The sequence below is a fragment of the Clostridium sp. 1001283B150225_161107_B6 genome (genome assembly GCF_015556325.1).
GTDB lineage: Bacteria > Bacillota > Clostridia > Lachnospirales > Lachnospiraceae > Enterocloster.
This window is the reverse complement of sequence record NZ_JADNMD010000001.1, coordinates 574,634-593,553: the sequence shown is the minus strand read 5'-3', so window position 1 is coordinate 593,553 and position 18,920 is coordinate 574,634. Positions and strand designations below refer to the sequence as shown.

The window sequence follows — 18,920 nt, the reverse complement described above, 5'->3', positions numbered from 1 at the left end:
GAATTTGCATGTGCTTAATACAAGGAGGTAAATTGCTATGGCAAAGGCAGTGAAAACCATTGGAGTACTTACCAGCGGAGGCGATGCGCCGGGAATGAACGCGGCAATCCGCGCGGTTGTAAGGACTGCTATCAATAAGGGCCTTAAGGTAAAGGGCATCATGCGTGGATACGCAGGCCTGCTGGAGGAGGAAATCGTGGACATGGAGTCCACCAGCGTGTCTGACATCATCAACCGCGGCGGTACCATCCTTTACACGGCAAGATGTAAGGAATTCACCACAGCGGAAGGCCAGCAGAAGGGCGCTGATATCTGCCGCAAGCATGGCATTGACGGAATGGTGGTCATCGGAGGCGACGGTTCCTTCCGGGGCGCGGGAAAGCTGTCCGCCCTGGGCATCAATACAATCGGCCTTCCGGGAACCATTGACCTGGATATTGCCTGTACCGATTACACCATTGGTTTTGATACGGCTGTCAACACGGCCATGGAAGCAATTGATAAGATTCGTGATACATCCACATCCCATGAGCGGTGCAGCATCGTGGAGGTTATGGGGCGCAACGCCGGATACATCGCACTGTGGTGCGGCATCGGAAACGGTGCGGAGGACATCCTTCTGCCGGAGCGCTACGACGGCAATGAGCAGGCCCTGATTAACCGGATTATCGACAACCGCAGACGTGGCAAGAAACATAACATCATCATCAATGCAGAGGGAATCGGCCATTCCGGCTCCATGGCAAAGCGTATTGAGGCTGCCACGGGCATTGAGACAAGGGCCACCATCCTGGGCCACATGCAGCGCGGCGGAACGCCTACCTGCAAGGACAGGGTATACGCCTCCATCATGGGCGCCAAGGCAGCAGAGCTTCTGGCTGCAGGCAAGAGCAACCGCCTGGTAGCCTATAAGCACGGTGAGTTTGTGGATTTCGATATCCAGGAAGCCCTGAACATGACAAAGGACATCCCGGAAGAGCAGTACGAGATAGCCAAGATGCTGATTCGTTAATCCGGGAATGTGAGAACATAAACAATGATAGAATGGAAAGTCCGCCGCCTGTCACAGGCAGCGGACTTTTGTGGAGAGATGAGATGAAGGATACGACAGTGCTCTGCGGAGCCAATTCCTATGAACAGAAATATTATTTTAACCAGGATTTTAAATCCCTGCCCCAGTCCATAAGGGATGAGCTCCAAATCATGTGCGTGCTCTATACAGAGGATGTGGGCGGCGTGCTGACCATGGAATTTGACGAAAAGGGAAACCTGGAATTCAGGGTGACCTCAGAGGAAACGGATTATCTCTTTGACGAGATAGGAAGCGTCCTTAAAATCAAGCAGTACCAGGAAGAGAAAAAAGAAATGCTGGAAGCGCTGGAACTGTATTACAGGACATTTTTCCTGGGCGAGGACATAGATATAGAGGATGACGGGGAAGATTAAATGAAACTGAGGATTGGAAATACGGTTCTTGAGAATAATGTAATACTGGCGCCCATGGCAGGCGTCACGGACCTGCCCTTCCGGGTGCTGTGCCGGGAACAGGGAGCCGGATGCGTGGTGACTGAGATGGTCAGCGCAAAGGCGATACTGTACAACAACAGGAATACCAGGGAGCTGCTTCAGATAGACCCGGCCGAGCGGCCGGCGGCAGTGCAGCTCTTTGGGTCGGAGCCGGATATTATGGCGGAGATTGCAGCCAGGCTGGAGGAAGGGCCCTATGATTATATTGATGTAAACATGGGGTGCCCTGTGCCGAAAATCGTCAACAACGGCGAAGGCTCCGCTCTGATGAAAAATCCCAGGCGCGCCCAGGAGGTGCTGACTGCCATGGTGAAGGCCGTAAAAAAGCCTGTGACCGTGAAGTTCCGCAAGGGATTCAACGACCTCTCTGTCAATGCAGTGGAATTTGCGAAAATGGCGGAAAGCTGCGGCGTTGCTGCGGTGGCTGTCCATGGGCGCACCAGGGAGCAGTACTACTCCGGAAAGGCGGACTGGGACATCATCCGCCGGGTAAAGGAGGCTGTAAGGATACCTGTTATCGGAAACGGGGATATCTTTACGCCGGAGGACGCCGGAAGGATGCTTAAGGAGACAGGGTGCGACGGCATCATGGTGGCCAGGGGAGCCAAGGGAAATCCCTGGCTGTTCGGCCGGATTAACCACTATCTGGATACCGGCCAGGTTCTGCCCGGTCCGTCCATGGCTGAGATAAAGGCCATGATTCTGAGGCACGGGCGCATGCTGGTCCGGTTCAAGGGGGAGGGGGTTGCCATGCGGGAGATGAGAGGCCATATGGCCTGGTATACAAAAGGAATGCCCCACTCAGCAACGCTCAGGAATGAAATCAACCAGGTGGAGACATTGGAGGGATTCATAGAGCTTCTGGACAGGAAAATCCAATCTTGACAATGGACACATTTTCCTATATAATACTCAGAATGTGTGGACATTAAGAATGATACTCAAGTGAAATCAACATAAATTAAGAATGTAAGGAAGGAAGCGGGTAAGATGGCAGATAAGAAACATATTTTGACATATGCCGGACTCAAACAGTACGAAGATGAACTGCAGAATCTGAAAGTTGTCAAGAGAAAAGAAGTTGCGCAGAAAATTAAGGAAGCAAGAGAGCAGGGTGATTTGTCCGAGAATGCAGAGTATGATGCGGCCAAGGATGAGCAGAGGGACATTGAACTGCGTATCGAGGAACTGGAGAAGCTTCTTAAGAATGCAGAGGTCGTGGTAGAGGATGAAATCGACCTGGATAAGATTAATATCGGGTGTAAGGTAAAGCTTCTGGATGTGGAGTATGACGAGGAGATGGAGTTCTATATCGTTGGTTCCACTGAGGCCAACAGCCTGCAGAATAAGATAAGCAACGAGTCACCGGTAGGCCGCGCCCTGATTGGCAAGGTAGTGGGTGACTGCGTAGACGTGGAAACCCAGGCAGGGGATATCCAGTATAAGGTGCTGGAAATCCAGAGGGTTTCATAAATCTGACACAAAGGAGCTAAGGACGTGGGAGAACAGCAGAAGGTTAATCAGGCAGATACAGATTTGAATCATGTGCTGAAGGCGCGCAGGGATAAGCTGGCGGAGCTTCAGGCAGCTGGAAAGGACCCTTTCCAGATTACAAAATATGATGTGACTGCCCACAGCATGGATATCAAGGATAACTATGAGCAGTGGGAGGGGAAGGAAGCAGCCATTGCAGGCCGTATGATGTTCAAACGCGTCATGGGCAAGGCTTCTTTCTGTAATGTACAGGATTTAAAAGGCAACATCCAGGTCTATGTGGCCAGGGACAGCGTGGGTGAGGAGCCTTACAAGGATTTCAAGAAAATGGATATCGGCGATATCGTGGGCGTAAAGGGAACTGCTTTTACCACCAAGACAGGCGAGATATCCATTCATGCAACGGAGGTAACCCTTCTTTCCAAGAGCCTCCAGGTGCTTCCTGAGAAGTTCCATGGCCTGACGGATACGGATATGCGTTACCGCCAGCGCTACGTGGACTTAATCATGAATGCGGAGGTAAAGGATACCTTTATCAAGCGTTCCAGGATTCTGGCAGCCATCCGGAAATATCTGGGCGGCCAGGGCTTTATGGAAGTGGAGACCCCTATGCTGGTATCCAATGCAGGCGGCGCTGCCGCCAGGCCGTTCGAGACTCACTTCAATGCCCTGGACGAGGATTTAAAGCTCCGCATATCCCTGGAGCTTTATCTGAAGAGGCTGATTGTGGGCGGGCTTGAAAGGGTATATGAGATTGGGCGTGTGTTCCGCAACGAAGGTCTGGACACCAGACATAACCCGGAATTCACCCTGATGGAGCTGTATCAGGCTTATACGGATTACAACGGGATGATGGACCTGACCGAGAAGCTGTACCGTTTTGTGGCTCAGGAGGTACTGGGTACCACCACCATTACTTATAAGGGCGTGGAGATGGATTTAGGCAAGCCCTTTGCCCGCATCACCATGGTGGATGCGGTTAAGAAGTATGCCGGAGTTGATTTTGACCAGATTCATACCCTGGAGGAGGCAAGGGCCGCTGCCAAGGAAAAGGGTGTGGAGTTCGAGGGACGCCATAAGAAGGGCGATATCCTGAACCTGTTCTTTGAGGAGTTTGCAGAGGAGCACCTGGTTCAGCCCACCTTTGTTCTGGACCATCCGGTGGAGATTTCCCCGCTGACCAAGAAAAAGCCGGGCAACCCGGATTATGTGGAGCGCTTTGAGTTCTTTATGAACGGCTGGGAGATGGCAAACGCTTACTCTGAAATCAATGACCCCATTGACCAGAGAGAACGGTTCAAAGCCCAGGAAGAGCTTCTGGCCCAGGGGGACGAGGAAGCCAACCATACGGACGAGGACTTCTTAAATGCCCTGGAGGTAGGTATGCCTCCTACGGGAGGAATCGGATTCGGTATTGACCGTATGGTCATGCTGCTGACGGATTCACCGGCAATCAGGGACGTTCTGCTGTTCCCCACGATGAAGACGCTGGGCGGTTCCGATGCTTCCAAGAAGGAAGGAAAGGCGGCTGCACCTGCTGCGCAGGCCGTGGAGCCGGTGAAGGATATTGATTTTTCAAAGGTAGAGATAGAGCCACTGTTTAAGGATTTTGTGGATTTTGAGACCTTTGCAAAGTCCGACTACAGGGCTGTGAAGGTAAAAGAGTGCTCGGCAGTGCCAAAGAGCAAGAAGCTTCTCAAGTTTGTGCTGGACGACGGAAGCGGTGAGGACCGTGTGATTTTAAGCGGAATCCATGAGTATTATGAGCCCGAGGAACTGGTGGGAAAGACAGCCATCGCTATTACGAACCTGCCTCCCCGTCCAATGATGGGCATTGATTCCTGCGGTATGCTGATTTCTGCGGTTCATCATGAAGAGGGCCAGGAACGTCTGCATCTTCTGATGGTGGATGACAGGATTCCTGCGGGAGCAAAGCTGTATTAAATTGAATCTATGGTTTTCAGATAATGACCGGGGCGGGAGTTAAAAATCCTGCCCCGGTTTTTTGACGGAAAAAGGCAGCATAAACGCACTTTTTATTAAGACAACCCGGATTTCTCCTGCTATAATAAAATGAACCAGACCAGGAGGTGGCATAATGAAACAACAAAAGGATATAGTGGGAAAGGTTCTTGATTATATTGAGGGACATCTAAAGGAGGAACTGAACCTGGAGCAGATAGCAGAGCATGCAGGTTATTCCAGGTTCCATCTGAACCGGATGTTCATGGAAGAAACCGGGTGCACGATTTATAAATATGTGCAGGAGCGCAGGCTTACCCTGGCGGCAGAGAAGCTGGTGGATACGGATATGGACATTGCACAGATTTCTTATGATGCGGGATACCAGTCCCAGCAGGCATTTTCCCTTGCTTTTAAGCAGGTATATGGGTGTCCTCCGGGAACCTACAGAAAGCGGGGAATCCATGTGCCTGCCAAGAAACGGATACAGATGCATAATATATCCTGTTTTTTTGTATCCGGAATGTATGGAAAATTATTGGGGAGGATTGCGGCGTGAGCACCATACCTTATGTAATTGAACAGACGGGAAGAGGAGAGAGAAGCTATGACATATATTCCAGGCTTCTGTCGGACCGGATTATTTTTCTGGGGGAGGATGTGAATGACACGTCGGCCAGCCTGATAATAGCCCAGATGCTGTTTCTGGAATCCGCTGACCCGGACAAGGATATACAGCTGTATATCAACAGTCCGGGAGGTTCCGTGACAGCGGGCTGGGCTGTTTATGACACCATGCAGTATATTAAATGCGATGTGTCAACCATCTGCCTTGGGCTGGCAGCCAGCTTCGGGGCCTTTTTGCTGGCAGGCGGAACCCATGGAAAGCGCATGGCCCTTCCTAATTCTGAAATCATGATACACCAGCCGGCCATCCATGGAAATGGAATCCAGGGCCCTGCCAGCGACATCAAAATCATGTCGGATTATATGCAGAAAAGCAGGCAGCGCCTGAACCGGGTCCTGGCGGCCAATACAGGCCGTTCCGTGGAAGAAATCGCCAGGGATACGGAACGGGATAATTTCATGAGCGCCAGTGAGGCGTTGGAGTACGGCCTGATTGATTCTGTCCTTACAAGGCGGTAATACATGCACAGGCGGCTGCGGCCTATATGCAGTTCCCCATGGAAAGCCCATATGCAATCCCGCATAAGGTGTCGATACCGGAGGAATGCCCGATGCCCGAAAATACGTTCAGAATTGTTTCGGAAGAAGGAAGGCCAATCAGGCTGCTGACAGCCGGACTGAAGTGACGCTGTACGGAGCAGTCCAAAAAAGCGCGGCTGATATCATTGGTGTCAAACCGGCGGGCTGCTATCTCTTGGCAAAGACACAGGGCAAAGGGATGGTTTTCCTCTCCGCAATAGATGAGTCCCGCCAGGACTCCGCATAAAAAATCATCTCCGCTTGGCGTAAGCCCTATTCCAAGTCCTATAAGCCCTGCCAGGTTTTGGGCCGCTGCCTGGTACATGTCCTGTTCCAGGCATATGCTGCATTGGCGGATATGGTTTTGGGCCGCAGTCAGAATGAGGCGGCCTTCTTCCCCTGCCTTTATCCCGCCGCCGTCCCGGACATCGCTGAACAGCAGCCGGAATATGCCTGCCTGTGAACCGGCGACGGCCTGGCGGACCCGCGTGAGAAGCTCTCTGCAGGGAAATTCCCCGGGAGGGGAGGTTAATTGGGTGCAGAGGACTTTTCCGGGCCGGTACAGAAAGGTTACAGGGCGTTCCGGTGAGGATATGAGAAGCCGGCTGTCGCTAAAGGACACCGGCTGCCCCGGCTGAACAGGAAGCTCCTCAAAGCATTGTGCATCCATGTCCGTTATCATGCTGATGGGGGACATGGGCGAAGAGGCTGCCTGGAGAGCCAAAAGCTGTTCTCCGGACCGGATATTTACTGTTTTTTTGTAGACCGAGTGGACGGTCCAGGAAGGATACAGGCTCAATTGCTGTTCCACGTATGTGGTAATGGCTGTGACTGCATGGCTCATCAGGTTTCTCCCAGTGTTAAATAGATATACAATAAAATAGAATGGTTTTAACATAATGGCGTTTCCGCTCCATGGCGGAAACGCTATTTTTGTTGTTTAATGCATTTGTAACAATGCCTCAACAATAGATTTTACCAGATTATTATAAAAAACACAAAAACAAATTTCAAAATATGAAATTTTTATACATGGTAGACAAAAAAATAGGATTTTTCCCCGTTTTCTCGTCATTGTTTTATGACTGTGTATCAAATAAAATACAACGTAAGTATTGAAACGGTCAACGGTTTACAGTTTGTAAGGAGGGTAAAATGTACGATTTAGTGGTAACAAACGGAAGGCTGGTAACCCCCGACAGGATTTATGAAGCTGATATTGCAGTGAAAGACGGAGTCTATTCCGCGTTTCTTGCACCGGGGGAAAAGACGGAGGCAAAGGAAGTGGTTGATGCAAAGGGATGCTACGTATACCCGGGAATCATTGACTGTCATGCCCATTTAAATGAACCGGGATTTGAATACAGGGAAGATTTTGAAACCGGCTCCAGGGCAGCGGCAGCAGCGGGCTGCACCTGCCTGATAGACATGCCTCTGAACAATGAACCGTCTTTGATGAACAAGGAGATATTTGACCTGAAGATGGGACGCATCAGCAAGCACTCCTATGTGGATTTTGCCCTGTGGGGAGGTATTGTGGGTGACTATGACAGCCAGCCCGGTTCGGTGAAGAACAACATGGCCGACCTGGTGGATTTACATCGCTGCGGCGTGGCTGCATTTAAGGGATTTACCTGTCCCAACGGCGATTTGTTCCCCACTGTAAACATGGGAAATGTGAGAAAGGCGCTGGAAATCCTAAAACCATACGGAGCCCTGTGCGGCTTCCACTGTGAGGAGTTCGGCCAGGTTCTGGAGCGTGAAAAGGAGGCCAAGGCCAGAACCGGAAGGACAAGGGAAGAAAAAATCAGGGATTTCCTGGATGCCCATGATGTCTGGACCGAGTATGTTGCCACCAAAAATGTCATTGATATGGCCAGGGCCACAGGGGGAAGGGTGCATATCTGCCATGTGAGCCATCCCATGGTGGCGCAGGCGGTTAAGGATGCCATCCATGAAGGGCTCCCCATTACGGCTGAGACCTGTCCCCACTATCTTGGGTTTACAGAGGACTTTGTCTTTGAGAAGGGCGCTCCGGCCAAGTGCACGCCGCCCATGCGCAGGAAGGAGGACATGGAGCGGCTGTGGGATTATGTTCTGGACGGCACCCTGTCCTGCGTGGGCAGCGACCACTCGCCGGCTGCGGATGAGGAAAAGGACAATGCCACAAAGGATATCTGGCATGCATGGGGCGGCCTTAATTCCATTCAGTTTTTCCTGCCCATGATGTTTGACATGGTGGTGAACCGGAAGGGCTTAAGCCCCACCCTGATTGCCAGGGTGATGGATTACAATCCGGCCAGGGTATTCGGCCTTTACGGCCGTAAGGGGGCCTTTGAGCTGGGATTTGACGGGGATATTGTTATTGTTGACCCGGAGAAGGCCTGGAAATGCAATCAGAGAGAGCTGCTGACCAAGGGGCATGTGTCCTGCTTCGACGGTCTGGAAGGGAAAGGCGCTCCTGTGTGCACCATCATCCGCGGCCGGACGGTTGCGGCCGGGGGAACCTTCAGGGAAGACGCTTCAGGCTATGGAAAATACGTGACTCCGGTACAGGGCTGTTAACAAAGGGAGAAGAAAGTAAAGGGTGACATTATGAGTGATGTAAAGAATGAGGTAAAACAGCAATCAGATTCATTGGCGCCGATTCAGGACAAGGACCGCATCATGGGGTGGGGGTCCTACCTGATGCTGTGGCTGGGAGGATGTATCTCCATCGGCACGCTGACCATGGGTTCCGCCCAGTTAGACAAGGGGCTGAACCTGATGCAGGTATTTATGGCAGTGCTGATTGGTTCCACCATACTGGTTATCGGCATCTGTGCAAATGACCGTTTCAGCTACAAATCAGGCGCGCCCTATGCGGTCCAGCTTAAGAGCGCATACGGTACAAAGGGAAACATTGTGCCTGTGATGATTCGTGGGCTTCCGGCTATTGTGTGGTATGGCTTCCAGACCTGGCTGGGCGGCTCCGCCATCAACCAGATATCCATTGCCATATTCGGATATGACAATGTGGTGCTGTACTTCCTGCTGTTCCAGGTGATACAGATAATATTATCCGTAAAGGGGTTTCATGGAATTAAATGGGTGGAGAATATCGGGGGCGTGGTTATTGTCAGCGCCATGCTCTACATGCTGTTTGTGTGCGTGACCCAGTACGGCGGCGTGATTGGCGATAAGCTGGTCAGCAGAAAGGGGTCCTGGGGAATGCCATTTGTAGCTGCCATCATTGCATTCTTCGGCAACAGCACCACGGTCATGCTCAATGCGGGAGACTATTCCAGGGAGCTGAAAGGCGGCTATTCCGTGGGGAAACGCGGCGTTGCCTACTTTATCGCCATGGTTCCCACCACGGTTCTTCTGGGGCTTATCGGCGCAATGGCTTCCACCGCAACAGGGATAGCGAATCCCATCAATGCCTTTTCCCAGATGGTGCACAATAAGGTCCTGCTGGTGGCAACCCTTGGATTCATCCTGTTTGCCCAGATGACAACCAACCTGGCCAGCAACGTGGTGCCGCCGGCCTATGCATTTATGGATGCGTTTAAGATGAAGCACAGGACAGCCGTTATCCTGGTGGGTATCCTGGCCGTATGCACCTGTCCCTGGATTCTGACCAATGACAGTTCCGCGGCAGGGCTGGATTTGTTCGTTAAAATTTATACCGCTTTCTTCGGCCCGATTTTCGCTGTGCTGATTACGGATTATTATATCCTGCACAGGGGCCGGATGGAAGGGGAGGCGCTGGATGACCTCTACGTTGACAATGGAGAACATGCAGGCATTAACTGGGCTGCCATCATAGCAACAGCAGTGGGCGCGGTCATTGGACTTATCAATGTGGATGTTTCCTTTTTCACGGCAACCATACCCACGGGACTGGTGTACTATCTATGCATGAAGCACATGCCGTCCTGCTGCCGTTTCAGGAAAGGAACTTCTTTGGAGAAGTAAACAGGAGGCAAAGCTTATGTATGATTTGTTAGTGAAAAATGGAAGGATTGTCACCCCGGAGACAGTGGAGGAGGGGAATATCGGTGTAAAGGACGGCAGGATTGCAGCCATACTCGCTGCGGACCAGGAGCCGGAGGCGGCAAGGGTAGTGGACGCAAAAGGAAACTATGTATTTCCGGGAGCCATTGACACCCACGCCCATCTCAACGACCCGGGCTATGAGTGGAGGGAGGATTACGAACACGGCACTGCCGCTGCTGCGGTGGGCGGTTACACCACGGTTATCGACATGCCTCTGCAGAATGAGCCGGCCATGACAAATGCGGAGATTTTTGACCGGAAGGTGGAAAAGGTGGACTGCAATGCGTATGCGGACTACTGCTTCTGGGGCGGTCTGGTGCCTGATAATTTTGACGAACTGGAAGGACTCCATGAGAAGGGCTGCGTTGCCTTTAAGTCATTCATAGGGCCTGTGTCGCCGGATTACAGCTCCTTAAGCTACGGGCAGGCCTATGAAGCCATGGAGCGAATCAAACAATTCGGAGGCCGCGCCGGCTTTCACTGCGAAGATTTTTCCATGATTAAATGGCAGGAGGCCAGGATGAAACGGGAAGGGTGCATGGACTGGCAGGGATTTCTGGATTCCAGGCCGGTGATTGCGGAGATGGTTGCAACCGTGGATATGATTGAACTGGCCAAAGCAACCGGATGCAAATTACATATCTGCCATGTGAGCAGCCCTGATGTGGCGCAGAAGATAAAGGAGGCCCAGCAGGAGGGCTATGATGTGACGGCGGAGACATGCTCCCATTATCTGAGCCTTACGGACCGGGATGTGCTGGAAAAGGGTCCCCTGTTTAAATGCGCGCCTCCCCTGCGCTCCAGGGAGGACGTGGACCGCCTGTGGGCCTATGTGGAGGACGGAACCTTCAGCGGCATAGCCAGCGACCACTCGCCCTGCTCCTATGATGAAAAATTCAAGGAGATTCTGGGCAATAAGATTGAGAATGTATTTGATGTCTGGGGAGGCATCAGCGGTATCCAGAGCGGATTCCAGGTTGCCTTCAGCGAGGGCTGCGCAAAGCGGGGACTGAGTCCGGCTGTGCTTGCAAGGGCCATGGCCCTGAACCCGGCCAAAGCATTTGGCATATACGGCAGAAAGGGGGATATACGCCCTGGATTTGATGCGGACCTGGTGATTCTGGACCCGGAAAAAGAGTGGGAGATTACAAGTGATTCCCTTCTCTACGTAAACAGGATTTCCGCGTTTGTGGGGATGAAGGGAAAGGGGCTGCCTGTATGCACCATTATCCGCGGCAATCTTGTGGCTGAGGACGGAAGGATTACAGCAGAAAAAGGCGTGGGAACCCTGGTCAGGAGACTTCAGTGAGTTCCTGTTATGTGGAAAAGGAGGAGGTATAAGCAATATGGTAGAAAATATGAATCTGAATCCGGAACTGGTTAAGAATGTGGACCCGGACCTTCAGCCTGCGAAAAAACGTATTATGGGGCCTGTTTCCTATGCGGCCAGCTTTATGGGAGGGTGCGTGTCCATCGGCACCTTTTCCATGGGCGCCGGCCTGATTGGAGCACTGACAGTGGGTCAGGCCATTCTGGCCATGGTTATCGGATGTCTGGTCATTGCGGTTGCGCTGGTGGTTATCGGCAACTGCGGACATAAATACGGCATTCCCTATACCGTACAGCTCAGAAGCAGTTTTGGCACCACCGGGGTCAAGGTGCCCGGACTGCTGAGAGGCATTCCCGCCATTATCTGGTTCGGGTTCCAGAGCTGGGTGGGAGCAGGAGCCATCAACAGCTGTCTGAGCATCCTGTTCGGATTCAGCAACCTTCCCCTGGTCTATGCCCTGTTCACCATGCTGCAGGTTGCCCTGGCCATCAAAGGATTTGAAGGCATCAAGTGGCTGGAAAATATTTCCTGTGTCTTTATCATTGCTATTCTGGCCTACATGCTGTATGTGGTCAGGACACAGTTTGCAACTGAGATTGACGATGTATTTTCCGGAATCAAGGGGACCTGGGGCATGCCTTTCTGGGCAGCCACCACCTCCTTCCTGGGAATCTATTCCACCATGATTATCAATGCATCCGATTATTCCCGCAACCTGCAGGAAAAAGTGGGGCCCGCCTTTACCGGAAGCATCTACACCATAGCCATTCTGCCTGTAACGCTGTTCATGGGACTTATCGGCCTTCTTGTGACAGCGGCAACCGGCAACAGCGACCCGGTTGTGGTGTTCTCAACAACCATGGGAAGCAAGTTCCTCACTGTGGTGACACTGCTGTTTATCGCATTTGCCCAGGTTACCACCAACGTGCTGAACAACATTGTTCCCCCATCCTATGTGCTGATGGAGTCATTCCACATGAAATGGTCCCACGCCACTGTACTGGTGGGAATACTTTCCGCCTGCTGTATGCCGTGGAAGCTGGTAACCGATGATTCCGCCGCAGGTTTGAGCCTGTTTACCCAGTTTTACTCCGCGTTCCTGGGGCCCATCTTTGCAGTGATGGCGGTGGATTACTATATTCTCCGGAGGAAGAAGCTGGACATCAATCAAATGTATGACAAACAGGGCGTGTTTAAGGGAGTCAACTGGGCGGCCATCATTGCCATCATCATCGGCTCCCTCTGCTCTCTGGTCATAGTCCAGCTGTCCTGGTATGTGAGTCTCCTTCCCACAGGACTGGTATATTACTTCCTGATGAAGACCATGAAGAGCGCAAAGCCCTTTTGTACAGGGACTATTTTCCAGAGCCGGGAGAGCTGATGTTCGAATGCAGGAATGCCAGAGTCTCATCCAGCAGCTGCTTCGTAAAGGGGCTGCCCTCATCCCGGTCAAAGTCGTGGCTGCCGCAGGAGGCAATGAACTGCCGCGGATGGAAACGGTTTGACAGTTCCAGGAATTCTGCATAAGGCACATCGGTGTCCCCCGTACTGTGGGCGCAGAAAAGAGGACAGGGCAGTGCAGTGCAGGCGCGCAGGGTGTAGTCCAGATAGAAATATTTTTCCCGGCCTTCATACAGAAGGGAACGCCAGGCGCCTGTCTGTCTTGCATATACATAGATGCTGTAGTGGGTGTCCAGGGCTCCGGCGGTGTGAGGGACGCCTCCTGTCTGTTCCAGGCAGGAGGCATCCACAGCCGGAAGGGACCTGTAATATTCGCTGGGCGTCTGAAACCAGTTATCACACAGGAATCCGTATCCGTAATAGGAGAGGATTCCCGCAGGAGCCTGGGGAAGGTTTCCCCGGGCAGCGGCCAGAAGGCAGAGATATGCCCCGGCGGACCGGCCCCACAGGAAGAAGGGCAGCTTTTGGCCGCAGTACAGTTCGGGATTATTGATGTAATGGGTGATGGAGGAACATACATCACCTATTATGGTATCCAGCTTTGCGGCGGGGGCAAGGGGATAATCGTAGGAAATAATGATATATCCTGCATGGGTCAGGGTCCGGATGTGGAGGTCCGGCAAATCCTCCCGGTGTCCGTACAGCAGACCGCCTCCGTGGAAATAAAGGACAGAGGCCTTTGCCTCCGTGCCCCTTTCCGAATATATAGTTGCATACTTTGGATAAGAAGGATGGTCCAGGCTTATCTCTTTCTTTTCCGGCATAATGGTTTTCTCCTTTCGGCAACAGTTGAATTTAACTAAAGATATTATAGCACGGAACCTCAAAAAAGAGGGGCGTTAAAAATTTAGCAATAGGGTATAAAATGGATAAAAATCATAGGAAGATTTGCCTAATTAGATAATTGAAATAAAGAGGCTGTTTTGCAATAATGTAATTATAAAAAAGCTGACCGAAACGGCCCAAAAAGAATGAAAGCGAGGAAGTAGAAATGAGTTATTTAAATGAACAGATAGGATACCGCGAGGAATTATTGACAACACGTTCCGTAATCAAGAAGGAAAATTATGTGCTGCTGGAGCCGGACGGGCTGGTTAAGAACAGCATTCCCGGTTATGAGAACTGCGATGTCACCATTCTGGGCTCCCCGGCCATGGGAGCCACCTTTGCGGATTACCTGGTTACGGTAAAGGAAAATGGAAAAAACACAGGAATCGGCGGCGAGGGTCTGGAGACATTCCTCTATGTGCTGTCCGGCGAAGTGACTGTGAAGAACGAAGACAAGGAAGCAGTCCTCACCCAGGGCGGTTACATCTACTCACCGGAGAGCAACAAGGTTTCCTTTGATAACAAGAGCGGCAAGGAAGCAAAGCTGTATGTATACAAGCGCAGATACGAGAGAATCGAAGGGTACAGTGCATTTACCGTGGTGGGAAATGCCAATGACCTTCCATGGGTGGAGTATGAGGGCATGGAGAACTGCCACATCAAGGATTTCCTTCCCGCAGCAGGCAACTTCGGGTTTGACATGAACATGCACATCCTGAAATTCAAGCTGGGCGCATCCCACGGCTATATCGAGACTCATATTCAGGAGCACGGAATGTATTTCCTGTCAGGCAAGGGCATGTACAGGGCCGACAGCGACTGGGTGCCGGTAAAAGCAGGAGATTACATGTTCCTAGATGCATACTGCCCCCAGGCATGCTACGCAGTGGGACGCGAAGAGGATTTTGCGTACATTTACTCCAAGGATTGCAACAGAGACGTACAGCTGTAAAGAAAAATGAAAATAAACGGGGTGTAGATATGAAGCTTTCCCATGATGAATTAAAGGGGTTAATGAAAAATAAACTGATGCAGGCAGGGCTTAAGGAAGACCATGCGGATAAGACGGCAGAGATTCTTACCTGGTCTGATGAAAGGGGCTATCACTCCCACGGCGCCGTGCGGGTGGAGTATTACGCTGAGAGGATAGCCAAGGGCGGAATTACGGTTGAGCCCAAATTTGAATGGAAGGAGACCGGGCCGTGCTCCGCTGTCTTTGAAGGGGACAATGGCTGCGGGTATGTGGCATCGGTCCTGGCCATGGAAAAAGCCATAGAGATGGCTGGAAAGACAGGGGTTGCCGTGGTGGGCATCCGCAATATATCCCACAGCGGTTCCATTGGCTACTATACGGAGATGGCAGCCAGGAAAAACATGGTGGCCATTGCATTCTGCCAGTCAGACCCAATGGCGGTGCCCTACGGAGGGACAGAGCCTTATTACGGAACCAATCCAATCTCCTTTGCAGCTCCAACGGCGGACGACAGGACCGTTGTCTTTGATATGGCAACCACGGTCCAGGCATGGGGCAAGATACTGGATAAACGTTCCCGGCATGAAGCCATTCCGGATACCTGGGCAGTGGATGAGAAAGGCCGGCCGGTTACGGACCCCAACCTTGTGAATGCCCTGGTTCCCATTGAGGGCGCCAAGGGATACGGGCTTATGATGATGGTAGACATCTTCTGCGGCGTGCTCCTGGGGGTTCCCTTCGGCAAGCACGTAAGCTCCATGTACCATGACCTGTCCAAGGGCAGGGAACTGGGACAGATGTTCATTGTCATGGACCCGTCCAGGTTTGTGGGCCTGGATGCGTTTAAAGCGTCCATGTCCCAGTCCCTTGACGAGCTGGGAGAAATGCCGGCCGCCCAGGGCTTTGGAAAGGTCTACTATCCGGGAGAACGCGCTGTCATGAGGCGGGATAAAGCCTATGCCACAGGCGGCGTGGAGATTGTGGATGAGATTTATGAGTATCTGAAGAGCGATGATATACACTTTGACAAGTACGACCACAAAAACAGGTTTGCCGAATAAGGAGAAGGGAAGCGTATGTTAAAAACCATAGTAAAAAAGGGGAGTTACCATGATTCTGTTGTCCTCATGCTTTTGACCAACCAGATTTCCGCCATAGAAGGTGTAAAGAAGGTTTCCATCATGATGGCGACGCCTGCCAATAAAGACATATACAGACAGAGCGGTCTCAGCACCGGCGAGCTGGAGGAGGCATCAGCCAATGATATGGTGGTGGTTGCCGATGTGGAGGACGAGGGACTGCTGGACGGAATCATGGAGGAAGTGGAAGCCTTCTTCAAGAAGCAGTCCACTGCAGAGTCGGATAAAAAGGGAGCAGAGGCAGTGCGGTCCTGGGAAAAGGCTCTGGGCAGGCTTGCGGATGCCAATCTTGCGGTTATCTCCATACCAGGCGCTTACGCTGCGCTGGAGGCGGACCGGGCATTGGACGAGGGCATGAACGTGTTTATGTTCAGCGACAATGTGACGCTGGAGGATGAGATTCAGTTAAAAAAGAAGGCCCATGAAAAAGGTCTGGCGGTTATGGGGCCGGACTGCGGCACAGGCATCATCCAGGGCGTTCCCATTGCATTTACCAACCATGTGGCTCCGGGGCCCATCGGAATCATCGGTGCGTCGGGAACCGGCATCCAGGAGCTGACCACGATTATAGACCGTCTGGGCGAGGGCGTAAAAAACGCCATTGGCACCGGAGGAAGGGACCTGTCCACTGAGGTGGGCGGAATCACCATGATGGATATGATTGAGGCCATGGAGCAGGATGACAGCGTAAAGGTGCTGATTATCATATCCAAGCCGCCTGCAAAGGCGGTGCGGGACCGGATTTCCGACCGCCTGAGCAGCTTTAAGAAGCCGGTGGTCACCCTGTTCCTGGGTGAAAAGCCGGAGTACCATGAGGAAAACTTCTACCATGCCTATACCCTGGATGAAGCGGCCCGTCTGGCTGTGGGACTGGTGAGGGGACAGGAAATCGGGGAAGGAACCGTGGAGACGGACAGCTCCTGCTTCTTTAAGGCAGAGGAAAAGAAAACTATCAAGGCCTATTACTCAGGAGGCACCCTGGCAGGGGAAGCAGCCATGCTGATTAAGGATGCCCTGAACCTTAAGGTGCCGCCCCAGAAGGCGGAAGGCTTTATGCTGAAGACGGACGGACATATTGTGGTGGATTTGGGAGACGATGTATACACCCAGGGCAAGCCGCACCCCATGATTGACCCTGCCAAACGCATTGAGTGCATGCAGGAAGCCATCGACGACCCGTCCACAGGCGTGATTCTTCTGGATATCATGCTGGGCTACGGTTCCCATGAGGATATGGCGGGAGCCCTTCTTCCGGCAATCACCCGTCTGCGGGATAGGGCAAAGGAAGAAGGACGGAAGCTGTTCTTCGTGGCAACTGTCTGCGGAACAAGAAGGGACTTCCAGGGCTATGACAAGGCTGTGGATACGCTGAAGGAAGCGGGCGTCATTGTGTGCGAAAACAATAAGCTGGCTGTACATACGGCTGTCCGCGCCATTGGCCTGGATTTTGACGAGCCGGAAAAGGCTGTCCGTCCCAGGAAAGTGGCCGGGATTGAGAAGACAGAGGCGTCCGGGAAACTGCTGGAGCTTTTGTCTCAGAAGCCAAGGGTCATCAATGTGGGCCTTAAGAGCTTTGCTGAGGTCATTGAACACTTTGGATGCGACGTGGTTCAGTATGACTGGGCGCCTCCGGCAGGCGGCAATGTGGAGCTTATAAAAATGCTGAATTTCCTTAGAAGCTGTCCTGAGACGGATATCGACCAGGCCAACCGCTCGGTTATCGCCAGGGTGGTGGCCAGCCAGCCGGTAATTAAGGATGTGGTGCCGGCCAGGTCAGTGATTCGGGAGCTGAATGACGGCAAGGTGATTCTCCATGCAGGGCCGCCCATCCGGTTTGAAAACATGCCGGACCCGGTACAGGGCTCCTGCGTGGGGGCAGTCCTCTTTGAGGGATGGGCCGGCACGGAGGAGGAGGCAAGAAAGCTGCTTGCATCCGGGGAAGTGACCTTTATTCCCTGCCACCATGTAAAGGCCGTGGGCCCCATGGGCGGTATTACCTCCGCCAACATGCCTGTGTTTGTGGTTGAGAACCAGACCCACGGCAATGAGGCTTACTGCACCATGAACGAGGGCATAGGAAAGGTGCTGAGATTCGGAGCCTATTCCAAAGAAGTGGTTGACCGTCTGCTGTGGATGCGGGACGTGCTGGGACCAACCCTTGGAAAGGCCATCCGTTCCATGGGAGGATTGAATGTGAATCCCCTTGTGGCCAAGGCAATTGCCATGGGAGATGAATTCCATCAGAGGAACATTGCGGCTTCCCTGGCCTTCCTGAAAGAGGTGAGCCCGGTAATCACCAGGATGGATATGGATGAGAAGGACCGCTATGACGTCATAAAATTCCTGGCCGACACAGACCAGTTCTTCTTAAATATCATGATGGCCACAGGCAAGGCTGTTATGGACGCGGCAAGACAGATTACGGACGGCACCATTGTCACCGCCATGTGCAGGAACGGCGTGGAATTCGGTATCCGTATCAGCGGCATGGGGGATGAGTGGTTCACGGCTCCGGTCAACACGCCCCAGGGACTTTACTTTACCGGGTATGACGGGGAGGACGCCTGTCCTGATATGGGAGACAGCGCCATCACGGAAACCTTCGGCGTAGGCGGAATGGCCATGATTGCCGCCCCGGCCGTTACCAGGTTTGTGGGAGCCGGCGGGTACGAGGACGCGCTGCGCACCAGCACAGAGATGACGGAGATAACCATTGACAGGAATCCCAACTTCATTATACCTAACTGGAATTTCCAGGGGACCTGCCTTGGAATCGATGCCAGGCTGGTGGTGGAAAAAGGCATTACACCGGTTATCAACACTGGGATTGCCCACAAGGTGGCCGGCTACGGCCAGATAGGAGCCGGCACCGTGCACCCGCCGGTGGCCTGCTTTGAAAAGGCTGTTGCGGCATATGCAAAGAAATTGGGGTTTTCTTTGGACTGAGTCAGGACTAAATAAG

16 protein-coding genes are annotated in these 18,920 nt (G+C 52.4%); 14 read left to right on the top strand and 2 right to left on the bottom strand.

The features are described from left to right. The first annotated feature begins 37 nt into the window (after window positions 1–37). The 7 genes from pfkA (at window position 38) to I2H39_RS02675 (ending at window position 6,129) form a co-directional block, all read left to right on the top strand. Window positions 38–1,012 carry a 6-phosphofructokinase gene (pfkA, locus tag I2H39_RS02705; protein ID WP_138306158.1) on the top strand — a complete coding sequence of 325 codons (975 nt, stop codon included), beginning with the start codon at window positions 38–40 and terminating at the stop codon, window positions 1,010–1,012. An 83-nt stretch (window positions 1,013–1,095) separates the two neighbouring features. Beyond that, the gene (locus tag I2H39_RS02700; protein ID WP_002587783.1) at window positions 1,096–1,446 is read left to right on the top strand and encodes a DUF6145 family protein; all 351 of its coding nucleotides are present in this window, start codon (window positions 1,096–1,098) and stop codon (window positions 1,444–1,446) included. After that, complete coding sequence (gene dusB / locus I2H39_RS02695; protein ID WP_138306159.1) at window positions 1,447–2,412, top strand: tRNA dihydrouridine synthase DusB; 966 nt, start codon at window positions 1,447–1,449, stop codon at window positions 2,410–2,412. A gap of 105 nt (window positions 2,413–2,517) precedes the next feature. After that, on the top strand, window positions 2,518–3,000 hold the full coding sequence (gene greA / locus I2H39_RS02690) for a transcription elongation factor GreA (RefSeq protein ID WP_002574940.1): 483 nt from the start codon (window positions 2,518–2,520) through the stop codon (window positions 2,998–3,000). Window positions 3,001–3,024: 24 nt separating this feature from the next. Next, a complete protein-coding gene (gene lysS, locus I2H39_RS02685) occupies window positions 3,025–4,965 on the top strand; it encodes a lysine--tRNA ligase (RefSeq protein WP_195625746.1) in 1,941 nt (646 codons plus the stop codon). Window positions 4,966–5,119: 154 nt separating this feature from the next. Beyond that, a complete protein-coding gene (locus I2H39_RS02680) occupies window positions 5,120–5,542 on the top strand; it encodes an AraC family transcriptional regulator (protein WP_195625745.1) in 423 nt (140 codons plus the stop codon). Beyond that, window positions 5,539–6,129, top strand: coding sequence for an ATP-dependent Clp protease proteolytic subunit (locus I2H39_RS02675; protein ID WP_138306163.1), 591 nt, complete (start codon window positions 5,539–5,541; stop codon window positions 6,127–6,129). Before I2H39_RS02680 ends, I2H39_RS02675 begins: the two co-directional genes overlap by 4 nt. 22 nt (window positions 6,130–6,151) lie before the next feature. Here the strand turns inward: I2H39_RS02675 and I2H39_RS02670 are convergent, their stop codons facing one another. Then, complete coding sequence (locus tag I2H39_RS02670; protein WP_195625744.1) at window positions 6,152–7,033, bottom strand: DUF2877 domain-containing protein; 882 nt, start codon at window positions 7,031–7,033, stop codon at window positions 6,152–6,154. Window positions 7,034–7,344: 311 nt separating this feature from the next. Between I2H39_RS02670 and allB (I2H39_RS02665) the strand changes: the two genes are divergently transcribed. The 4 genes from allB (I2H39_RS02665) to I2H39_RS02650 are packed head-to-tail and all read left to right on the top strand — an operon-like array spanning window position 7,345 to window position 12,938. Beyond that, window positions 7,345–8,754: an allantoinase AllB gene (gene allB / locus I2H39_RS02665; protein ID WP_195625743.1), complete on the top strand. Its 1,410-nt coding sequence runs from the start codon at window positions 7,345–7,347 to the stop codon at window positions 8,752–8,754. 30 nt (window positions 8,755–8,784) lie between these two features. Then, on the top strand, window positions 8,785–10,146 hold the full coding sequence (locus tag I2H39_RS02660) for an NCS1 family transporter (RefSeq protein WP_195625742.1): 1,362 nt from the start codon (window positions 8,785–8,787) through the stop codon (window positions 10,144–10,146). Window positions 10,147–10,162: 16 nt separating this feature from the next. After that, window positions 10,163–11,536: an allantoinase AllB gene (gene allB / locus I2H39_RS02655; RefSeq protein ID WP_195625741.1), complete on the top strand. Its 1,374-nt coding sequence runs from the start codon at window positions 10,163–10,165 to the stop codon at window positions 11,534–11,536. A gap of 37 nt (window positions 11,537–11,573) precedes the next feature. After that, on the top strand, window positions 11,574–12,938 hold the full coding sequence (locus I2H39_RS02650; protein ID WP_207746746.1) for an NCS1 family transporter: 1,365 nt from the start codon (window positions 11,574–11,576) through the stop codon (window positions 12,936–12,938). Here the strand turns inward: I2H39_RS02650 and I2H39_RS02645 are convergent. Further along, complete coding sequence (locus I2H39_RS02645) at window positions 12,913–13,782, bottom strand: alpha/beta hydrolase (protein WP_195625740.1); 870 nt, start codon at window positions 13,780–13,782, stop codon at window positions 12,913–12,915. The two genes, I2H39_RS02650 and I2H39_RS02645, sit on opposite strands and share 26 nt — an antisense overlap. Window positions 13,783–14,009: 227 nt before the next feature. Between I2H39_RS02645 and allE the strand changes: the two genes are divergently transcribed. Genes allE through fdrA form a run of 3 tightly spaced genes read left to right on the top strand, consistent with a single transcriptional unit; the run spans window position 14,010 to window position 18,904 of the window. Beyond that, window positions 14,010–14,798 carry a (S)-ureidoglycine aminohydrolase gene (gene allE / locus I2H39_RS02640; protein WP_195625739.1) on the top strand — a complete coding sequence of 263 codons (789 nt, stop codon included), beginning with the start codon at window positions 14,010–14,012 and terminating at the stop codon, window positions 14,796–14,798. A gap of 29 nt (window positions 14,799–14,827) precedes the next feature. Further along, on the top strand, window positions 14,828–15,880 hold the full coding sequence (gene allD / locus I2H39_RS02635) for an ureidoglycolate dehydrogenase (RefSeq protein WP_195625738.1): 1,053 nt from the start codon (window positions 14,828–14,830) through the stop codon (window positions 15,878–15,880). Window positions 15,881–15,895: 15 nt separating this feature from the next. Then, window positions 15,896–18,904, top strand: coding sequence for a DUF1116 domain-containing protein (gene fdrA, locus I2H39_RS02630; protein ID WP_195625737.1), 3,009 nt, complete (start codon window positions 15,896–15,898; stop codon window positions 18,902–18,904). The last annotated feature ends 16 nt before the right edge of the window (window positions 18,905–18,920 follow it).